Consider the following 18,392-nt stretch of genomic DNA (forward strand, 5'->3'; position numbering starts at 1 on the left):
GGTTGTTTGATGCAGAGCGTGCCTGGTGCTGAACCTGAGTTGTCGATCGTCGTTCCCGCGTTGGACGAGGAGGGGAACGTGGGTCCGTTGGTGGATGAGATTGATCGGTGTGTTCGGGGTGTGGGGATCGAGGTTGAGTTGATCGTGGTGGATGATGGGTCGCGGGATGGGACGCTGGGGGTGCTGAAGGCGAAGCAGTCGGCGTATGGGTGGTTGCGGGTGTTGCATCGAGATGAGCCGGGGGGTCAGTCGGCGGCGATGGCGGCGGGGATTGCGGCGGCGCGGGGTGCGTGGGTGGCGACGCTGGATGCTGATCTGCAGAATGATCCGGGTGATCTGCCGGAGATGCTGGCGATCGCGAAGCGGGATGGCGTGGACCTGGTGCAGGGGGATCGGTCGGCGAATCGCCGGGATCATGCGATCCGGCGGTGGGCGAGTGCGGTTGGTCGGTTTGCGCGGGGGGCGATCGTGGGCGATCGGACGCGGGACACGGGTTGTTCGGCGCGGGTGATGCGAGCGGGGTATGCGAAGCGGCTGCCGTTGCAGTTCAAGGGGATGCATCGGTTCATCCCGGCGACGGTGCGGATTCTTGGTGGTTCGATCGCGGAGATGCGGGTTTCGCATCGGGAGCGGCACTCGGGGTCGACGAAGTACGGGCTGGGGCTGGTGAATCGTGGGGTGGCGGGGTTTATTGATTGTCTGGCGGTGCGTTGGATGAGCAAGCGGGTGCGGGATGTCTCGGTGGAGGAGGTCGGGACGGGCGGGGAGGGTGTGACTTGATGGGCGGATCACGTCACGGCCGTCGGTGGTGGCTCATGGTGTGGGCTGCGGTGGTGCTGGGGGGTCTAGTGCTGCTGGTGGCGAGCAAGCAGGGGATGCGGCTCGGGGGCGCGGGGTTTGAGTTGTCGGATCGTCTGGCGAGCGTGGTGATCGAGGCGACCGAGGATGGTCCGATGGTGCGGTTGGGGGAGGAGAGGTTGTTGTCGCCTCAGGAGTTTGTGGCGGAGGTGGAGCGGGCGCAGGCGAAGAACGCGGATCGTGGGTTGGTGTATGCGCTGCTGGACATCACGTCGTGGACGGGGATGTTGTGGGTGGGGTTTGGGTTCCTGGCGCAGGCGGTGTTCATGGGGCGGATGCTGATTCAGTGGATTTTGTCGGAGCGGGCGAAGCGGTCGGTGGTGCCGGAGGCGTTCTGGTGGTTGAGTCTGATCGGGTCGTCGATGTTGCTGATCTACTTCACGTGGCGGATCGAGCCGGTGGGGTTTGTGGGTCAGTTGTTTGGGTGGGTGGTGTATGTGCGGAATCTGTGGATGATCAGGAAGGAGGACCGGGTGGCTAGTGCGGGTGCGGAGAAGTCGGAGGCGGGTGATGGGTGATGTGTTGCGGGCGATTGATGCGAATGCGAATCGAGCGAGTGAGGGGCTGCGGACGCTGGAGGATGTGGCGCGGTTTGTGTTGAATCGTGAGGATTTGTCGCGAGAGGCGAAGGGGCTGCGGCATGAGCTGCGGGGGTTGTTGGCGGGCGTAGAGGGGTTGGCGTGGCATCGGGATACGACGGGGGATGTGGGGACGGGGATTAGGACGGTGCGCGAGGGGCAACGGGAGGACGTGGCGGGGATCGCGGAGGCGGCGGGGTATCGGGTGGCGGAGGCGCTGCGGGTGATCGAGGAGTTCGGGAAGCTGGTTGGCGAGCGTGAGGGGTGTGAGGAGCTGGCGGGGGGTGCGGAGGGGCTGCGGTATCGGGTGTATGAGTTGCAGCGAAAGGTGGTGGTGGCGTTGGGGTCGGGGCGGGGATGTCAGTGGGGGGTGTGTTTGTTGTTGACGGAGTCGGCGTGTCTGCGGCCATGGCGCGAGGTGCTGGGTGAGGCGGTGGCGGCGGGGGTGGACTGTGTACAGGTGCGGGAGAAGGGGATGAACGATCGGGCGCTCTTGGAGCGGGTGCGCGAGGTGGTTGGGGTGGCGCGGCCTGCTGGGGCGGCGGTGGTGGTGAACGATCGGGCGGATGTGGCGTTGGCGGCGGGGGCGGATGGGGTGCATCTGGGTCAGGGGGACCTTTCGGTGGGCGATGTGCGGCGGATGGCGGGTCGGCGGCTGGTGGTGGGGGTCAGCACATCGCGGGTGGAGGAGGCGCGGGAGGCGGAGGATGAGGGGGCGGATTACGTTGGGTTGGGGCCGATGTTCGTGTCGATGACCAAGGCTAAGCCGGTGGTGGCGGGGCCGGGGTATCTGCGGGCTTATCTTGAGGCCGGGCGGCTGCCTCATCTGGCGATTGGTGGGATCACAGCGGGGAATGTCGGGGAACTGGTTGCAGCTGGAGCGCTGGGGGTGGCGGTGTGTGCGGCGATTGCGGGGGCGGATGAGCCCGGGGCGGCGGCTCGGGGGCTGGTGGAGGCGTTTCGAGGGGCGAGCTGATGACGTGGGGGTGACGGACGGGGTTTTTGAGAATAGAATCTCAGTTATGAGACGAGGCCTGATATTGGTTGCGCTGGTCATGGCGGGGGTTGTGGGGTTAGGGGCAGTGGGCTGCGCCCCTGAGGCTGAGGAGCGGGAGGTATCGGTGCGGGTGGCGACGAGTTTGCCGCCTCATGGGTGGCTGATTGAGTGTGTCGGGGGTGATCGGGTGGGTGTGGTGGTGACGCTGCCGGGGGCGGCGAGTCATGCGACGTATACGCCTACGGACCGGCAGGTGTCGGGTGTGCTGCGGTGCGGGGTTTATTTCCGGGCAGGGGTGCCGTTTGAGCGTGGGGGGTGGTTTTCGGCGATCGAGGGGAGCGGGTCGGTGGCGGTGGTGGATTTGCGGGAAGGGATTGCGCTGCGGAGGATGGAGGCGCATCGGCATCACGATGAGGAGGGGCATGATCACGCGCACGATCATGGTCACGGTCACGGTCACGGCCATGGGGATGGGGCTGAGGGGTATGAGGACCCGCACACGTGGTTGAGTCCGGCGAATCTGATCGCGCAGGCCGGGGTGGTGCGGAAGGTGCTGACGCGGGTGGACCCGGCGGGGGCGGAGGTTTACGCGGCGAATCATGGGGCGTTGGTGACGGCGTTGGGGGCATTGGATCGGGAGTTGATGCTGACGCTGACGCCTGTGCGGGGCCGGGCGTTTTTTGTGTTTCATCCGTCGTGGGGTTACTTCGCGGAGCGGTATGGGCTGCGGCAGGTGGCGATTGAGACGGAGGGGAAGGACCCGACGGATCGGGAGTTGACGGCGTTGCAGAACCGGGCGCGGGCGGAGGGGATCGGGGTGGTGTTTGTGCAGCCGCAGATCGCGGGTCGGGGAGCGGCGGCGGTCGCGGGAGCGATCGGGGCTCGGGTGGCGGTGATCGACCCGATGCGGGCGGACGTGGTGGCGAATCTGCGTGAGGTGGCGGCGGCGTTGTTGTCCTCTGGTCAGCAGGAGTAGGGGCACGAGATGGTGGCAGCGGATGATGTGGTGATTGAGGTTGCGGGGGTGACGTTTCGGTACCCGGGTTCGGTGCTGGAGCGGGCGGTGCTGGATGAGGTGAGTCTGGAGGTGAGGCGGGATGATTTTCTGGGGATCATCGGGCCGAACGGGGGAGGGAAGACGACGCTGTTGAAGCTGATGCTGGGGCAACTGCGGGCGGAGGTGGGGACGGTGCGGGTGTTCGGGCAGGCGGCGGAGTGGGGACGGTCGCGGATCGGTTATGTCCCGCAGCAGGCGACGATCGATGCGGCGGCGCCGGCGTCGGTGCTGGACATTGTGTTGATGGGTCGGTTGGGGGCGTCACGGTGGGGGCTGTGGTACTCGAAGCGGGATCGGGATGCGGCGATGGACTGCCTGGGGATGACGGGGTGCGCGGAGCTGGCGAGTCGGGCGATCCGGTCGTTGTCGGGCGGACAGCGACAGCGGGTGCTGATTGCGCGGGCGCTGGCGGCAGACGCTGAGGTGCTGCTGTTGGATGAGCCGACGACGGGCGTGGACCCGCACGCGCAGCGGGGGCTCACCGAGCTGCTGCACCGGCTGCACGAGCGGATGCCGATTGTCATGGTGAGTCACGACATCTCGTTTGTGACCAGCGAACTCAACCGCGTGGCGTGCCTGAACTCGAAGCTCTCGGTGCACCCGATGAGCGAGCTGTCCTATGACCAGATCGAACGGACCTACGCGGGGCCGGTCCGCATCCTCCACCACCACGAAGACGACTGCCCCATCCACCCCCCCACCCTCCCGCATGGGTCGATAGGTTCCGCAGAGAGTTCTGGTGGCGGAGAAGGCGTGCCTTCGCATGGGGGGGGTGGGTGATGATGTTTTTCAGGGACATGGCGGACAACCCGTTTTTGGTGACGGGTTTGCTGGCTGGGGCGTTGGCGTCGGTGGCGACGGGGGTGATCGGTCCGTTTGTGATCACGCGACGGATCGTGTTTCTGTCGGGTGCGATTGCACACATGGCGCTGGGGGGAATTGGCGGGGCGATTTTTCTCCGGCACTTTTATCCGGGGGTGTTTGGCTGGATGAGTCCGCTGGAGGGTGCGGTGGTGGTGGCGTTGGGGTCGGCGGTGCTGTTGGGGGTGGTGCACGATCGGGTGGCGGAGCGGATGGACACGCTGATCGGTGCGATGTGGGCGGTGGGGATGGCGGTGGGGCTGATGCTGATCAAGTTTACGCCTGGCTATCACACGGAGCTGATGAGTTATCTGTTTGGGAACATCGTGTATGTGTCGTGGTCGGATGTGTGGTTGCTGGCGGGGCTGGACGCGGTGATTCTTGGGGTGACGGCGGTGTATTACAAGCAGTTGGTGGGGGTCTGTGTGGACGCGCAGCAGGCGGAGCTTCGGGGGGTGAACGTGATGCGTGTGCAGATTGTGTTGCTGTGTCTGGTAGCGTTGACAGTGATCACGCTGATTCAAGTGGTGGGGTTGATTCTGGTGCTGGCATTATTGACGTTACCGGCGGCGACGGCGGCGCATCGGTTATCGCGGCTGGCGACGATCATCCCGGTGTCGGTGTTGATCGGGCTGGTGGTGACGACGACGCCTCGGGTCCTGGTTTATGAGATCGAGGTGATGGGGTCGTCGATCAGCCCGGAGCCTGCGATCGTGCTGGCGGCGGCGGGGTTGTATCTGGTGTCGGTGGCCAGTCGTCGGTTGGCTGGGAGATAGTGAGTGGTGAGCAGAGCGGCGCGACTGCGACGCTCTGGATGTGGATGGGTCTGTTGAGTTTGTGAGGGGATGGGCCCGTGAGGCTTGCGCCTCAGGCTCGTGTCAGACCTGGATTGCTGTGTGGGACTCGCACGCACCTGAACCCGTAACTAGGGAGTCAGGTCTTCGAGTTCGTAGCCATCGGCGGGGGTGAAGTTGACGGCTTTTCGGAGTGAGGCGAGGTCGAGGGGTCGGGTTTCGTTGCCGTCGAGGAGGGCTTCGGTGACGAGGACTTCGAGGGTGGGGTCGTTGAGCATGGCTTCGAGTCGTCGTTTGGAGATGGGCTCGTAGTCGTCGACGCGGATGACGGCGAGAGCCTGTTCGGAGGGGACGGGTTGGACGAGCATGCGCTCGGAGGGGTTGAGTGTGGCGATGTCGCCTAGGGCGTTGAGTTCGCGGGCGCGGGTGAAGATGGCGTCGACGAGGTCGCCTTGCTGCCCGAGGCCGGGGAGGGTGGGGACGGTGAAGAGGCCGGAGCGGTCGCGGGTACGTCTGGGGAAGGGGCCGGTGTCGATGATGGCGGCGGATGATTCGGAGGCGATGTCTTCGAGAGGTTCGGTCGTGGCGCGTGTCCGCCAGGTGTCGGTCTGATCGGTGAGGGTGCGGTAGGCGGCGAGTTGGCGGGCGTCCTGCTCGACCTGGTCGCGGACTTCGTCGAGGGACTCGGGTGTGCGGAGGGGCAGCGCGTCGGTGACGCGGAAGATGAGCATGGAGCCGGAGGGCAGTTGCATGACGGGGCTGGGTGACTGCTCTTGGAGGTAGAGGGTGAGGAGAGGGTTTTCTTTGGCGGGGTTGAGTTCGCGGAGCGAGGCGACGACCTGGGTGATGGGGATGCGGGGTTGACGATCTGGGAGGACGGCCCCGCCTATGACGGGGTCGAAGGCGAGGTCGCGGACGTTGACGAAGGTGGAGGGTGCGGGCCGGAGGTTGGGTCGGATGTTGTAGGTGGCCTCGATTTCCTCGGCGACGGAGCGGAGGGTCTTGGGCGAGAAGTCATCGGGGAAGTTGTAGTAGCCCTGGGTCTGGGTGATGCCGCGGAGTTCGGTGGTGAGCTTGGCGGAAGCGGCGCGGGCGATCTCCTGGGTTGTTTCGAGGGCTTTTTGCTGCTGGAGGAAGCGTCGGATGTCAGCGCGGACTTCGCGGTAGTCGCGGGGCTGGGCGCCTTCCTGCGGCTGGCCCTGTTCGTTGAGGGGGAGGAACATCTCCTGGTTTTCGCGGAAAAAGGCGAGGGCGTCGGCTTCTTCGACGGTGGTCTGGGCGAGGACGGCGTCGAAGGGGATGACGAGGGCTTCGAGTTTGACGCGGTCGAGGAGTTGGTAGCCGAAGCCGTAGGGTTCGCCTTCGCCTGGGGGGGTGTCGCGGTAGGTGGTGAAGAGTTCTTCGAGGAGTTCGGGTTGGGGTTGGGTTTCGATGCCGAGGGCGGAGGGACGGAGCAGGACGAAGCTGGCGGCGACGGCGGCCTGCTGATCAGAGATGACCTGCTCGATGAGGGGGCGGGAGACGCGTTGGGCGCCGGAGGCGATGCCGAGGAGCGCGTTGGCCTGGCGAAGGAGTGGTTCGGCCTGGGTGATGTTGCCGGCGTCGAGGGCTTGTCTGCCCTGTTGTTGGAGGATGAAGCCCTGGAGTTGGGCGGTGAGTCGGCGGAGGCCTGGTGATGGGTCGAGATCGACGTCCAGGGTGGTGCGGCCGAGCATGAGGGCGATGACGCGTTCGCGTTGAAGCCAGCGGCCGATGGTGGCGATGATGCTGGCCTGCTTGACGTTCATGGTGAGCGCGCGTTGTGCCAACTCGTTTTCGTCGAGCCCGAAGGCTCCGAGGGCGGTGGCGATCTCGGTTTGGCTGACGGCGATGCCGAGTTCATCGACGGCGGCACCGAGCAGGAGCCAGCGGCGGACGCTGCGGCTGTCGGAAGCGCTGCCGGCGACGGACTGGAAGATGGGGGTGATGCTGTTGAGGATCTGGATCTCGTTGCGGGCGACCAGTTCGTCCTGCACCGTGAGTTCGCGGCCGTTGACGGTGCCGATGACGGCTTGGGCAGGCGAGCCCTGGGTGATGTAGGAAAGCGTGTCCTGGAGGAGGAACGCGATCATGAGGAGGGTGATGCCGACGACGACGATGATCGTCTGGTATTGACGGAAGAACTTGAACACGGGGCAGAGGCTCCGAAATGGGGTTCAAAGGGTGAGGGTCGAGTATATCGCGGGGTGGGCGGCGGGGCGGAGGAAAGGCCGGATCGGTTGTTGGTCATCACCCGGCCCATTCGCCCGAGGCGAACTGCCCTGTCGGGGCCAATCGGGGGGTCAGTCGATGTTGTCGTAGGGGAGGAGGCCTTCGCCGGCGCGTTGCTGGGCGAGTTGGGGCTGGAGGGACACGCTGAGAGAGGATTCGTTGTCGATCTGGTCGAAGTCGGCGGTGAATCGGAGTCGCCAGCTGGGGAGTTTTCGGTCGAGGCTGAAGAGGACATCGCGGGACCCGCCTTCTTCGAGGTCGAGGCGGTGCTCGAAGAGGGCGCGGTACTTGGCGGTCATCTGGTAGCCGGCACCGTAGCCGAGGATGGAGCTGTCGAGTTGATGGATCTGCTGGTAGTTGATGAAGGAGGTGAGTCGGGTGTCGTGCTCGAAGGTGACGGCGGATTTCCACTGGGCGGTCTGCTGGTTTTCGAGGTCGTGGGTGACTTCGGAGATGAAGCCGATCTGGTCGGTGACGAGCCAGGCGAGCTCGCCGAAGAGGTGATCTCCGCCTCGGGAGAGTTCGGGTCGGTAGGCGTGGTATCGGGGGATGATGGCGCCGTCGATGGACTCGGAGGATCGGAAGATGGCGTCGGTGCGGAGGCGGATCCAGTCGACGGTTCGGGTTTGGCCGAGGGCTTGTCGTCGCGTCTGCCAGGTCTGGAGGATACCGATGCGGGTGCCGGCGCCGTCGGAGAGTCGGTCGGTGTCGTTGTCGAGGATGAAGACCTGATCGGTGTCGTAGGAGGTGCCCATGATGAACAGGTCGGAGGAGGGTTCGATGATGTGGCGGACGCCGTCGATGTTGAGGATACGGCTGCGGACGTTGGAGTTGGAGCCGATGAAGGTGGTGTGGAGGCGGACGCCGAGGGCACCCCAGAATCGATCGTTGGGGTCGTCGATGAAGGGGGAGTTGGCGCTCTCGCTGTAGCCGACGAATCGGCCTGCGGCGAAGGGATTGACATCGACGATGCCCAGGCGTCTTGAGGCCGATAGTTCGTGTCGGGTATCGATGCGGTGGCGCCAGCTATCGGGGATGCCGAGTGGTGCGTAGCTGTCGTCGAAGGAGACGAACTCGAAGTCGCCAAAGTTGATGAGGGAATCCATGGTGTCGAATCCGCGGTCTTCGGGAGCGTCTTCGCTGAAGCGGATGCGTTGGTAGCTGTAGTTGTTCTCGGTGAGATAGACGACACCCGAACTGCCAAGGGGCGTTCCCTGTCGGAAGTAGGAGAGTCTTGGTGCTTCGTCGATGCGCCAGGGTTGGGCCTGGAGTTCGGGGAGTTGTTCGATGAAGTTGTTGGCGTCGTATCGGAAGAACAGAGAGAAGGTGGTTTCGTGGTCGGTGTTGGCTAGGTAGAGGGAGGTCTCATAAGGGAGGGCGGCGTAGGCTTCATCGGGGAAGAACTCTTCGAGGAAGGTTTCATCGGAGACGACGGCGAGTTGCAAGGCGGCGCGCCAGCCTTGTTCGAGTTGCTGGAGGTGCTGGGTGTGGAGGAAGCCCCGGAACTCGCCTTCCTGGCCAACGGCGTTGCGTCCGCCAACTTCGTCTTCGCCCTGATCGAACGGGAGGACATAAAACTGGGATTGGCCGAGGGCGTTGGGTCGGTCGTACTGGACTTCGGCTCCGAGGGCGACGCCGTGCTGTCCCTGGACGTCGAAGCGGCCGGAGAGGTCCACGCCTTGGGGTTGGTCTTTGCCGGTGAGGGCGAAGAGGTCCCACTCGGTCTGGAGTTCGAGCCCGTTTTGGTTTGAGAAACCAGCGTCGATCGAGCGGAGGGGAATTTCCTGGCCGCGGCCGGAGAGCCTTGGGGTGTAGAAGATCGGCGTATCGTTGACACGCACGGTAGCGTCGTCGGCGGCGAAGTAGGGGATCGCCGAGCCATCGGGCTGGCGGGCGACGTTGACGGCGAGTTTTTCGGCGCCGATGCCAAAGTGTGGCTGCGCGAACGCGCTGGTGGCGAGGGTGACATTGGTGGCGACAGCGGCGGTGCCAGCAACCTGTCGGATCTCTTCGGCGCGGATGTAGATTGGGATCTGTCGCCGGGGGTCGTAGGTGTAGGCGACAGCCTCGAAGAGCAGGGCGCGTTCAGCCTTGGTATCGACGAGCATGCGGGGGGCACGCACGGTGGTGACGCCATCGGAGATGATCGCGTTGTCTTCGAGGTAGATGGCGGTGACTTTGTCGGCGTCGAGTGATCCGGAAAGAGCGAAGTTGCCATCGGCGAAGAGGACGGCCTTCTCGGCGGTGAGTCGGAGGGTGGTGTCGCCTCGGGGGTCGGTGTAGATGACGGTGATCCCGCCCACGAGGGTCAGGGTGGACTCGGTGTCTCCGCCTCGGGCGACGGCACGGCCAGCGGCGAAAGAGATGCGTCCTTCCGTCGGGAGATCGATAAGCCCGCTGGGTTCGGGCTGGTCGGCGAGCGCGGGCGAGACGGCGTCGATCTCGGCGCGGCGTCGTTCGATCTCGGCGCGTCGAAGGTCCTTGAGGGCGATCTGATCGTCGGTGACTGCGGGGCTGGGGTTGATGGCGAGGGTGGGGGTCGCACGCGCGAGGTCGAGTCGGGCGAAGGCGCTGCGGGCCTGGGTGATGATCGGGCTATCGGGCGCGGCGTCGGGTTGGAGCAGGAGGTTGGCATCGACGGCGAGCCCGCCTCGGGTGGCGGCGGAGAGGGTCATGCGTGGGGTGGCGGCTTCAATCGGGCCGGTGGCGTCGCCCGGGCTGGCGTCGAGGAGGAAGACGGTGAGGATGTGGATGGTCTGGTGCTGGATGGTGCGGGTCTGGACGCGGACTAACGCGCGGGACGCGGCGAAGCGGTAGCTGCCTACGGCGAAGGTGGCATTGTCTTCGAGCAGGAACCATCGGGTGGCGTCGGTTTCGGTCCAAGTGGTGACGCGTTGGCCGCCGAGGATCGCCTGAGCATCGACTACGGGGTCGGCAAGGGGTCCAAGAGAGACGCGCGGGCCGACGATCGAGATGGGTTGTTCGGCTGCCGGTGAGGGGGAGCAGAGGGAGAGGGTTAATGTGGCTGCGAGTAGGCTGGCTGTGATGTTAGGGAGGTTGGGCATCGCTGGGCACGATACCCCTTGGCCGAAAAGGCTGCCATTGAATCCGGATCAGTTGGTGGGGAGGAGGGAGCGGGCTTTTTCGATGATGGGTTGGGGGTCGGACCCGCCTACAAACTCGCCGATGAGGTTGCCGGAGGCGTCGTAGACGAAGACGGCGGGGACGACGAGGTCGTTCCAGGAGTCGGCGATGCGGTTGACGACCTCGATCTGGGCATCGGCATCGGGGTAGAGGAGGTAGGCGTCGTGGAGGGCGTGGTGCTTGTCGAGGAAGTCGATGGCTTGTTGTTCGTAGTCGCCGGGGACATCGAGGGTGATGGAGACGGGTCGGACGGCGTCGCCCAGGTCTTTGAGACCGGTGTGGAGGTCGGGGAACATGGCGATGCAGGGGGCGCACCAGGTGGCCCAGAAGTCGATCACGGTGATCTGGCCTTTGGCGACGGATTCGGCGACGAGGGCTTCGATGGCGTCGGCGTCGAGCTGGGGCAGGGCTCGGGTGGCGGCTTGTTCGGGTGCTGCGGGGGTCGTTCCGGGCTCCTGGGCCGGTGCGGTGGCGTCGCCACAGGCGGTGAGGACGAGAGTGAGGGTCAGCAGGATCAGGAGGCGGGGCATGAGCGTCCTTTCGGGGAGGGCATGGGAGGATGTTAGCCCCGGATGGAGTGATCGGCGTTCTTTTCGTGGTGCGTGTTCGGCTGCTAACATCAAAGTATGCAGATCGTGCTTAATGGCGAGAAACGTGAGACCGAGGCGGTGACGGTCGCGGCACTGCTCAAGGAGCTTGGGCTCGAGGGCCAGCCCGCAGCGGTCGAACGCAATGCTGAGGTGGTCAAACGCAAGGAACACGAGGCTACGCGACTGACCGATGGCGATGCGATCGAAGTCGTCACCCTCGTCGGCGGCGGCTAACCCCCCCCACCCCACCCCCTCACTGCTCCTGGCTGTGGGTTCTCGTGCGGTTTAATGGGACCGGTTGAGTCGATCATGGTTGTTTTCGATTTCGATGATGCTTACGAGGTGATGTGATGGCGACGCTGGTGCAAGATGAAGCTGTGTTGGGTGGTTCATTGGAAGTAGGGGGACGGACGCTGACGAGCCGGCTGATCGTGGGCACGGGCAAGTACCCGAACTATCCGACGATGGCCGCTTGTCTGGATGCGTCGGGGACGGAGGTGGTGACAGTGGCGGTGCGGCGCGAGCGGCTGATTGACGCTGAGGGCAAGTCGCTGCTGGAGTTTGTGGATACGGATCGTTACACGATTCTGCCGAACACGGCGGGATGTTTTTCGGCAGACGATGCGGTGCGGGTCGCGCGGCTGGGGCGTGAGATCTTGGATCAGCTCGACAATCCCGGGAAGGATTGGGTGAAGCTCGAGGTGCTGGGGGATAAGAAGACGTTGCTGCCTGACCCGGTTGGGACGCTGGAGGCGACCAAGGAGTTGGTGGCGGACGGGTTCAAGGTGCTGTGTTACTCGAGTGATGATCCGATCATGGCGCTTCGGATCAAGGAAGCGGGGGCGGCGTCGGTGATGCCGGCGGGGTCGCCGATTGGTTCGGGTCAGGGCGTGTTGAACCCGCACGCGATCGCGCTGATTCTTGAGCTGCTCAAGGAAGGTGATGCCGACTATCCGGTGATCGTCGATGCGGGCGTGGGGACGGCGTCGGACGTGTCGATCGCGTTTGAACTCGGTGCGGACGGCGTGCTGCTCAATACCGGGATCGCGCACGCGAAGGACCCGTTGCGGATGGCGCACGCGATGCGTCATGCGACGGCTGCGGGAAGGCTGGCCTATCTATCAGGCCGGATCGGCAAGAAGAAGTATGCGAACGCGTCGTCGCCCTGGGAGGGTGTAATCGGTTACATCCCTGGCGAGTGATGCCGGTGCGTGTTGTTTGATTTTTTGATAAACCCCGTTGTGCGAGGTCACGATGTTTAGAAGTGCAGTGATGGTGTTGGTTGCCGGGTTATTGGCGGTTTCTGCGTTCGGTCAGGATGGGGATGCCCCGGAGGGAACGGTGGTACGGCTGACAACGAACGCGGGGGACATCGATCTGCTGATGTACGACGAGAAGACGCCCGGGACGGTGGCTAACTTTCTGCGGCTTGTGGACGAGAAGGCGTACGACGGCGCGTTTTTTCATCGCCTGGTGCCCGGGTTTGTGATTCAGGGGGGCGGGTTCAAGGTGATGGAGAACGAAGCGGGTGAGCAGGTCATCGGGGATGTGCCGGATCACGGACCTGTGAAGAACGAGCCGGGCATCGAGAATGTCCGAGGCACGCTGGCGATGGCAAAGCTCGGCGGTGATCCCGACTCGGCAACGAATCAGTTCTTCATCAACCTGGGTGATAACCGGGCGAATCTCGACAACCAGAATGGCGGGTTCACGGTGTTCGCTGAGGTGATGCCGGAAGACTTGCCCATGTTGGATAAGCTGAATCGCTTGGAACGCGTCAATGCCAACGGACCGTTCACAGACCTGCCGCTGCTGGAGATTCCTGAGGGTGATGCGGTGGACCTGGCGGGGCTGCTGATCATCGAGACAGCCCGGGTGGTGGACCCCGAGGCTGAGGCGGTGGAGGCGGGCTCGGAGACGGAATAACTGGCCCAGCCGGTTGTTTTCAAGCCGGTTTCACGGGATTTTGACTCGACCGGGTTGGGGATGTGGGGTATTTTTGGGCATACCTCTGCCCGGTTTGTCGCCAAGGTTGTGGGTGACGGCTTGATGGGCCTCCAGTGAAGATGGGAAAGATGAGCATGCGAAAGTCTCTGTTGGCAGTTGGTGCTGTGGTGTCGCTGGGGGGTGCGGGGCTGGCCGCCGCTGACCCGCTGGTGGTTGGTATCGGCACCGGCAACACCGTGGCACGTTTCGAGACGGTGCTGGGACCGATCCACATCGAGGTCTTCGATGCGGTGAGCCCAAGCGGAACCAACGGGGCGTATGAGACGACGATCACACCAGCGACGGCGACGAACTTCAAGACGCTGATTGTGCAGGACGCCTATCAGTACATGTTCTTTCACCGCTCGGCGTTTCTGGGGAATGGCGAGCCGTTTGTCGTGCAAGGCGGGGGCTTTCGTGTGACCGATCCGGTGAGTGGATCGCTGGCGTTCGTTGCTGACAACGGCACGGTCATCAATGAGCCGGGCATCTCGAACACGCGCAGCACGATCGCGATGGCGAAGACGGCCGCTGGCCCGGATACGGCGTCAAATCAGTTTTTCTTTAATCTCGGAGACAACAGCGCGAATCTGGATTTCCAGAATGGCGGGTTCACGGTATTCGCACGGGTGCTGGGCAACGACATGGACATCGTGGACCAGATCTCGGCGTTGCTACGCATCAATGCCTCTACGATTCATCCGGCGTTTAATGAACTGCCCGTGCTGAACCCGCCTGTGGGCGGACAGATCCTGCTTAGCGACCTGGTGATCACCAACGACGCCTTCCTGCTGGTGCCCGGGGACGCGAACTTCGATAGCGTGGTCGATCTGATTGATCTCTCGACGCTGGCGACGAACTTCCAGACTTCGGCGATCGGGGCCGAGTTTGGCGACTTCAACTTCGACGGCGTGGTGGACCTGATCGATCTCTCGACGCTGGCGAGCAACTTCGGTGCGGGCACGACGGTGCCTGAGCCGGTGTCGGCGGCGCTGCTGGGGGCTGGGTTGGTGGGGCTGAAGCGTCGACGCTAAGCGGCGCGTCGCCTGCGGAGCAACGAGAGCGCGAGCAGCGTCGTCAGGGTCGTGGGTTCGGGGATGAGGACGAGTTCGGCGTCGCCACCGATCTGGCCGATGACGCGGCGGAAGTTGGTACTGGAGCCATCGGAAACTCCGAGATCGAGAACAGCCAAATCACCGTCTGCGAGGACGACTTGGAGAAGATCACCGCCGAGATAACGCTGTGATTTAGGGAAAACAACCTCGGAATAGAGGTGTTGTTCACTCTCGCTTGCGATAAAGAGGTTCATCAGGGGGTAGTTGAGTTGGCTAAACAGCAGCTGGGTGTCGGCTTTGGGCTCCTCGCCTTCCTGTAAAATCAGATTATTAAGGTTGTTGAAGACAGTTTGTGTTCCATTCAGATCAATCTGACGGATCGCAGAACCCTGCAGATCGGCTTTTAGCGAGCCGATCACGCCGGAACTTGTCATGGCAAGGGTATAGGTGGTGTAGCCTGGCAGTCCTGGAGTTGGCTCACTGCTTTTGAGCGAGAGCGTGATTTCGCCAGTCACATCGGTGATGGTGGGCTCTGGTTCTGGAGGTTGGTAGTCGAGAGGCCAGATGTAAACGCTGGGATCACCGATCCGTCCCGAAAACTCGACGATACGCCCCTCCTGAGGACTCACCGCTTTTAAGTGGTAGTTAGCTGCGCCGTTGTCAGGAAGAACAATCCTTGCAATATCTCGGTTTGTAAATCCAGCGTCACCACGCAGGCCGAACACCGCATCGACATGGCGGTCACTTTCTGCTGCTCTGATTAGATGGACTGCCTCGATGCTTCGATTAAACAGCAGTTGGGTATCGTGCCTAGGGTCCATTCCGAGGTAATCAAGAAAAATATTATTTTCCTGGAAAATGGTTGAAACACCCTCGGGTTGAACTTGATTGAGAGAGGATGCCAGAACATCGAGCTCCATGGCATTAACGACACCGGTATCAATGGCAAGGTTCATAATGTGCGCTGTGTAGCCGGGGAGACCTTCGATTTCTTCCTGAAGAAAACTCAGGGTCATCGTCGCCGCGGTCGACATCGATGTATTTGTTAAAAGAAACGCTGAAATCAAGCCTGCTGCTATCCCAGATCGGTTCATGGCTAACTCCTTTGAAAATTAAAGCAAAACATCTGGCTTAATCTCCAATACTCGATCCTATCGACCGCCTGCACTTTCCCAGCAACAAACTCGGCCATCTGGCAAAAAATTATCGGGGTACAAAGTGAAGCCGGGCTCAATGCTTGGCTGCTGCCGATGAAAGGGTCATGACGACAGCGAGGTCCACTGTGGTTCCAGAGAATGATCGCCGTTCGTTCTCCTGGCGAGCCCGATTGCTGCTTGGCCTGGAGTCGGTCTTCCCCCCTGCCGTGGCGGAGGTCCCCTCCGGCGAAGCCGAGCAGGCGGAGCACGAGTACGGCAAGGCGGCGGGGAGTTACCAGCGCTTTGTCAATGAGTTGGGCCGGGTCGAGGGTCTCGACATCCTCGACTTCGGCTGCGGCTGGGGCGGGGAGTCGGTCTGGCTCGCCGAGCGCGGGGCGCGCGTCACAGGATGTGACATCAGCAGCTCGGCCATCGAGCATGCCCGGGCCTTTGCGGAGCGACGGGGTGTGCTGGGCGGGCCAAAGGGCGTTGTGTTTGCGGAGGTCGGGGCGACGGAGCTGCCGTTCGAGAACGGTCGCTTCGATGCGGTGTTCTCGACGGACGTGTTCGAGCATGTGATGGATCTGGAGACTGTGCTCCGCGAGCTGCGGCGCGTGCTGCGGCCGGGCGGGGTATTGCTGACACGGTTTGGCCCGCTGTTCTACAGCCCGCTGGGGTATCACCTGAGATGGGTCACTCAGGTGCCCTGGGCGCATCTGATGTTCGGGCTGGGGCCGGTCATGGAAATCCGCAATACCCGTCGTACGCCGATGGACGTGTCGAGCTGGGAGGAGACGGGCCTCAATCGGGCGACGTTCGAGCGATTCCGTCAAGCGGTCCATACGAGCGGCTTCGAGGTAAAGCGTCTCGAGCGGATTCCCGTCAAGGGGCTGAGGCCTCTGGCGATGCTGCCGGGCGTCGGCGATTTGATGACGTTTGGGGTCGATGCTCGTCTGGTGGCCTGAGCCCGCCGGATTGCGGGAGTCGGAGCGTGCCGCCAGAATGCGGGGATGAAGACCATCTCTCGCGCGTTGCTGTTTGTTCTGATCCTATCCGGGGCGTGTTCGTCAGCGTGGGCGACGTTGCAGTTGCCCTCGGTGTTTGGCGATCACATGGTGCTGCAGCGGGATCAGGAGATCCCGGTCTGGGGCAAGGCGGATGCGGGCCAGGCGGTGACCGTGCAACTATTGGAGGTGGACAACCCGCGTCCGCTGGCTCAGGGGTTCACGCAGGCCGATGCACAGGGCCGCTGGCGGATTGATCTTCAGGAGCAGCCGGCGGGCGGGCCGTATCGGCTGGTGGTGCGAGGCGGGGACGTCGTGACGTTGGATGACGTCTATCTGGGTGAGGTGTGGTTGTGCTCGGGTCAGTCGAATATGGAGTGGCCCGTGCGCCTCTCTAATAACGCGGACGCCGAGGCGATGGCAGCGGATGATCCGCTCATCCGACACTTTGATGTGCCACGGACGATCTCGCCTCTGCCTCTGGATGACACCGAGTCGGTGTGGACAGTCGCGTCACCTTCGACAGTCCCGCACTACACGGCGGTGGGTTACTTCTTTGCGCGCGAACTGCGTAACAAACTTGGCGTACCGGTTGGGCTGATCAACAGCACCTGGGGCGGCACGCGGATCGAGCCCTGGATGCCGCCTCACTCCTTGGCGGAATATCCCGAACTGCTGGCTGAGGCCGAAGCGGCAGCGGAGAAGGCACGATCCTTCACAGGGAGTGTGGAGGAAGCAGCGACCGAGGTCGAACGCGAGCAGGAGGCCTACACGCGCGCGGTGGCAGAACGCCGTCGCCGGGTGATCGAGGGCGGGACGGGACTCGCCGATGGTTGGGCAGAGCCCGGTCTTGATGTCAGCGACTGGACCAACATGGCCGTGCCGGGCAACTGGGAAGACAGCGGGATCGAGGAGTTTGATGCCTTTGATGGCGTGGTGTGGTACCGACGGACGTTCGATATCCCCGCCTCATGGGTCGGACGTGACCTGGTGCTGGAACTGGGTGGGATCGATGACATCGACACGACCTATGTCAACGGAACCGAGGTCGGCAAGACCGGCTTCGATGCGGGGGATCACTGGCGAAAACCACGCGTCTACCAAGTGCCCGGCACGTTGATCACGGGCTTGCGGGTAACGCTGGCGATCCGGGTGGGCGACTGGTACTACGCGGGCGGGTTCAATGGCACAGCCCGGGACATCCTGGTTCGTCTGGCCGAGCCTCGGCCGGGCTCACAGGAGACCGTGGTTCGTCTGGCGGGTGTGTGGAAGGCAAAGATCGATGCGGCGGGCGTGGCAGGGCCGATGCCGCCAGCGCCAGCGTCGGCGGCGCTGGGTGATGCGACGAATCGAACCCCTACGGCGCTCTATCACGGGATGATCCAGCCGGTGCTGCCTTACGGGATCCGGGGCGCGATCTGGTATCAGGGCGAGTCGAACGCGAGTGAAGCCGAGCGATATCGCGATCTGATGCCCGGGCTGATCAACGCCTGGCGAGCGGACTGGGGGGATGAGGCGATGCCGTTTGGGATCGTACAACTGGCCAACTTCATGGAGGTCCGGACCGACCCCCGCGAGTCGGCGTGGGCGGAGCTGCGCGACGCGCAACTCAACACCGCGAAGACCATGGACAACGTCGGCCTGGCCGTCATCATCGACATCGGCGAAGCCGATGACATCCACCCGCGCAACAAGCAGGACGTCGGCAGCCGACTCGCTCGATGGGCCATGGCAGACGCTTATGGCCAAGAGGGCGTCGGTTGGAGCGGGCCGATGTTTGATCGCGCGTTCTTCGTCGACAACAAGGTCATCGTGACCTTCGATCTCTTCGGCTCACGGCTGGCGACCCGAGACGGCTCGGCTCCCGCAGGGTTCGCGGTACAGGATGAGATGGGAACATGGCACTGGGCCGAGGCACGCATCGAGGGCGATCGCGTCGAGGTGTGGTGTGATGAGGTCCCGTCGCCGGTCGCGATCCGGTACGCGTGGGCGGACAACCCGGTGTCGGCGAATCTGGTGAACACCGAGAAGCTCCCCGCGTCGCCGTTCGAGGCCTCCATGCCTGAGTCGGAATAAGGCTTC

The 18,392-nt window shown here is 63.5% G+C and carries 16 protein-coding genes; 12 read left to right on the forward strand and 4 right to left on the reverse strand.

Annotation, left to right across the window (positions count from 1 at the left end; translation table 11 throughout):
• Nucleotides 1-9 precede the first annotated feature (9 nt).
• Genes RIG82_05560 through RIG82_05585 form a run of 6 tightly spaced genes read left to right on the forward strand, consistent with a single transcriptional unit; the run spans nt 10 to nt 5,127 of the window.
• Nucleotides 10-780 carry a glycosyltransferase family 2 protein gene (locus RIG82_05560; protein MEQ9460399.1) on the forward strand — a complete coding sequence of 257 codons (771 nt, stop codon included), beginning with the start codon at nt 10-12 and terminating at the stop codon, nt 778-780.
• A complete protein-coding gene (locus tag RIG82_05565) occupies nt 780-1,376 on the forward strand; it encodes a lipid-A-disaccharide synthase N-terminal domain-containing protein (GenBank protein ID MEQ9460400.1) in 597 nt (198 codons plus the stop codon). The genes RIG82_05560 and RIG82_05565 overlap by 1 nt, the downstream gene beginning before the upstream one ends.
• Complete coding sequence (gene thiE / locus RIG82_05570) at nt 1,369-2,412, forward strand: thiamine phosphate synthase (protein ID MEQ9460401.1); 1,044 nt, start codon at nt 1,369-1,371, stop codon at nt 2,410-2,412. The genes RIG82_05565 and thiE overlap by 8 nt, the downstream gene beginning before the upstream one ends.
• Before the next feature lie 46 nt (nt 2,413-2,458).
• Nucleotides 2,459-3,409: a zinc ABC transporter substrate-binding protein gene (locus tag RIG82_05575; GenBank protein MEQ9460402.1), complete on the forward strand. Its 951-nt coding sequence runs from the start codon at nt 2,459-2,461 to the stop codon at nt 3,407-3,409.
• Nucleotides 3,410-3,418: 9 nt separating this feature from the next.
• A complete protein-coding gene (locus RIG82_05580) occupies nt 3,419-4,270 on the forward strand; it encodes an ABC transporter ATP-binding protein (protein MEQ9460403.1) in 852 nt (283 codons plus the stop codon).
• Complete coding sequence (locus RIG82_05585) at nt 4,270-5,127, forward strand: metal ABC transporter permease (protein ID MEQ9460404.1); 858 nt, start codon at nt 4,270-4,272, stop codon at nt 5,125-5,127. The genes RIG82_05580 and RIG82_05585 overlap by 1 nt, the downstream gene beginning before the upstream one ends.
• Before the next feature lie 149 nt (nt 5,128-5,276).
• Here RIG82_05585 and RIG82_05590 read toward each other — a convergent pair whose 3' ends face one another.
• The 3 genes from RIG82_05590 to RIG82_05600 form a co-directional block, all read right to left on the reverse strand.
• Nucleotides 5,277-7,316: a hypothetical protein gene (locus RIG82_05590; protein ID MEQ9460405.1), complete on the reverse strand. Its 2,040-nt coding sequence runs from the start codon at nt 7,314-7,316 to the stop codon at nt 5,277-5,279.
• A gap of 150 nt (nt 7,317-7,466) precedes the next feature.
• Complete coding sequence (locus RIG82_05595) at nt 7,467-10,460, reverse strand: hypothetical protein (GenBank protein MEQ9460406.1); 2,994 nt, start codon at nt 10,458-10,460, stop codon at nt 7,467-7,469.
• A 48-nt stretch (nt 10,461-10,508) separates the two neighbouring features.
• On the reverse strand, nt 10,509-11,069 hold the full coding sequence (locus tag RIG82_05600) for a TlpA disulfide reductase family protein (protein MEQ9460407.1): 561 nt from the start codon (nt 11,067-11,069) through the stop codon (nt 10,509-10,511).
• Nucleotides 11,070-11,165: 96 nt separating this feature from the next.
• On the opposite strand from RIG82_05600, the gene thiS reads away from it, so the two are divergent.
• From thiS to RIG82_05620, 4 genes are all read left to right on the forward strand, one after another.
• The gene (thiS, locus tag RIG82_05605; protein MEQ9460408.1) at nt 11,166-11,363 is read left to right on the forward strand and encodes a sulfur carrier protein ThiS; all 198 of its coding nucleotides are present in this window, start codon (nt 11,166-11,168) and stop codon (nt 11,361-11,363) included.
• 116 nt (nt 11,364-11,479) lie between these two features.
• Complete coding sequence (locus tag RIG82_05610; protein ID MEQ9460409.1) at nt 11,480-12,331, forward strand: thiazole synthase; 852 nt, start codon at nt 11,480-11,482, stop codon at nt 12,329-12,331.
• Between the two features lie 70 nt (nt 12,332-12,401).
• Nucleotides 12,402-13,055: a peptidylprolyl isomerase gene (locus RIG82_05615; protein ID MEQ9460410.1), complete on the forward strand. Its 654-nt coding sequence runs from the start codon at nt 12,402-12,404 to the stop codon at nt 13,053-13,055.
• A 155-nt stretch (nt 13,056-13,210) separates the two neighbouring features.
• On the forward strand, nt 13,211-14,149 hold the full coding sequence (locus RIG82_05620; GenBank protein MEQ9460411.1) for a peptidylprolyl isomerase: 939 nt from the start codon (nt 13,211-13,213) through the stop codon (nt 14,147-14,149).
• Here the strand turns inward: RIG82_05620 and RIG82_05625 are convergent.
• On the reverse strand, nt 14,146-15,264 hold the full coding sequence (locus RIG82_05625) for a hypothetical protein (GenBank protein ID MEQ9460412.1): 1,119 nt from the start codon (nt 15,262-15,264) through the stop codon (nt 14,146-14,148). The genes RIG82_05620 and RIG82_05625 overlap by 4 nt on opposite strands.
• Nucleotides 15,265-15,431: 167 nt before the next feature.
• On the opposite strand from RIG82_05625, the gene RIG82_05630 reads away from it, so the two are divergent.
• Both RIG82_05630 and RIG82_05635 read left to right on the forward strand, forming a co-directional pair.
• Entirely contained in the window at nt 15,432-16,271 is an 840-nt protein-coding gene (locus RIG82_05630; protein MEQ9460413.1) for a class I SAM-dependent methyltransferase, read from the forward strand.
• A gap of 45 nt (nt 16,272-16,316) precedes the next feature.
• The gene (locus RIG82_05635) at nt 16,317-18,386 is read left to right on the forward strand and encodes a sialate O-acetylesterase (protein ID MEQ9460414.1); all 2,070 of its coding nucleotides are present in this window, start codon (nt 16,317-16,319) and stop codon (nt 18,384-18,386) included.
• Nucleotides 18,387-18,392: the final 6 nt, after the last annotated feature.

The organism is Phycisphaeraceae bacterium, from assembly GCA_040222855.1.
Classification (GTDB): domain Bacteria; phylum Planctomycetota; class Phycisphaerae; order Phycisphaerales; family Phycisphaeraceae; genus Mucisphaera.

What these genes read in the sequence shown, in the direction of transcription:
- RIG82_05625 (MEQ9460412.1), bottom strand. Translation starts at nt 15,264, where the DNA reads ATGAACCGATCTGGGATAGCAGCAGGCTTGATTTCAGCGTTTCTTTTA.
- RIG82_05580 (MEQ9460403.1), top strand. Translation starts at nt 3,419, where the DNA reads ATGGTGGCAGCGGATGATGTGGTGATTGAGGTTGCGGGGGTGACGTTT.
- RIG82_05610 (MEQ9460409.1), top strand. Translation starts at nt 11,480, where the DNA reads ATGGCGACGCTGGTGCAAGATGAAGCTGTGTTGGGTGGTTCATTGGAA.
- thiS (MEQ9460408.1), top strand. Translation starts at nt 11,166, where the DNA reads ATGCAGATCGTGCTTAATGGCGAGAAACGTGAGACCGAGGCGGTGACG.
- thiE (MEQ9460401.1), top strand. Translation starts at nt 1,369, where the DNA reads ATGGGTGATGTGTTGCGGGCGATTGATGCGAATGCGAATCGAGCGAGT.
- RIG82_05565 (MEQ9460400.1), top strand. Translation starts at nt 780, where the DNA reads ATGGGCGGATCACGTCACGGCCGTCGGTGGTGGCTCATGGTGTGGGCT.
- RIG82_05635 (MEQ9460414.1), top strand. Translation starts at nt 16,317, where the DNA reads ATGAAGACCATCTCTCGCGCGTTGCTGTTTGTTCTGATCCTATCCGGG.
- RIG82_05600 (MEQ9460407.1), bottom strand. Translation starts at nt 11,069, where the DNA reads ATGCCCCGCCTCCTGATCCTGCTGACCCTCACTCTCGTCCTCACCGCC.
- RIG82_05575 (MEQ9460402.1), top strand. Translation starts at nt 2,459, where the DNA reads ATGAGACGAGGCCTGATATTGGTTGCGCTGGTCATGGCGGGGGTTGTG.
- RIG82_05585 (MEQ9460404.1), top strand. Translation starts at nt 4,270, where the DNA reads ATGATGTTTTTCAGGGACATGGCGGACAACCCGTTTTTGGTGACGGGT.
- RIG82_05595 (MEQ9460406.1), bottom strand. Translation starts at nt 10,460, where the DNA reads ATGCCCAACCTCCCTAACATCACAGCCAGCCTACTCGCAGCCACATTA.
- RIG82_05615 (MEQ9460410.1), top strand. Translation starts at nt 12,402, where the DNA reads ATGGTGTTGGTTGCCGGGTTATTGGCGGTTTCTGCGTTCGGTCAGGAT.
- RIG82_05620 (MEQ9460411.1), top strand. Translation starts at nt 13,211, where the DNA reads ATGCGAAAGTCTCTGTTGGCAGTTGGTGCTGTGGTGTCGCTGGGGGGT.
- RIG82_05630 (MEQ9460413.1), top strand. Translation starts at nt 15,432, where the DNA reads ATGACGACAGCGAGGTCCACTGTGGTTCCAGAGAATGATCGCCGTTCG.
- RIG82_05560 (MEQ9460399.1), top strand. Translation starts at nt 10, where the DNA reads ATGCAGAGCGTGCCTGGTGCTGAACCTGAGTTGTCGATCGTCGTTCCC.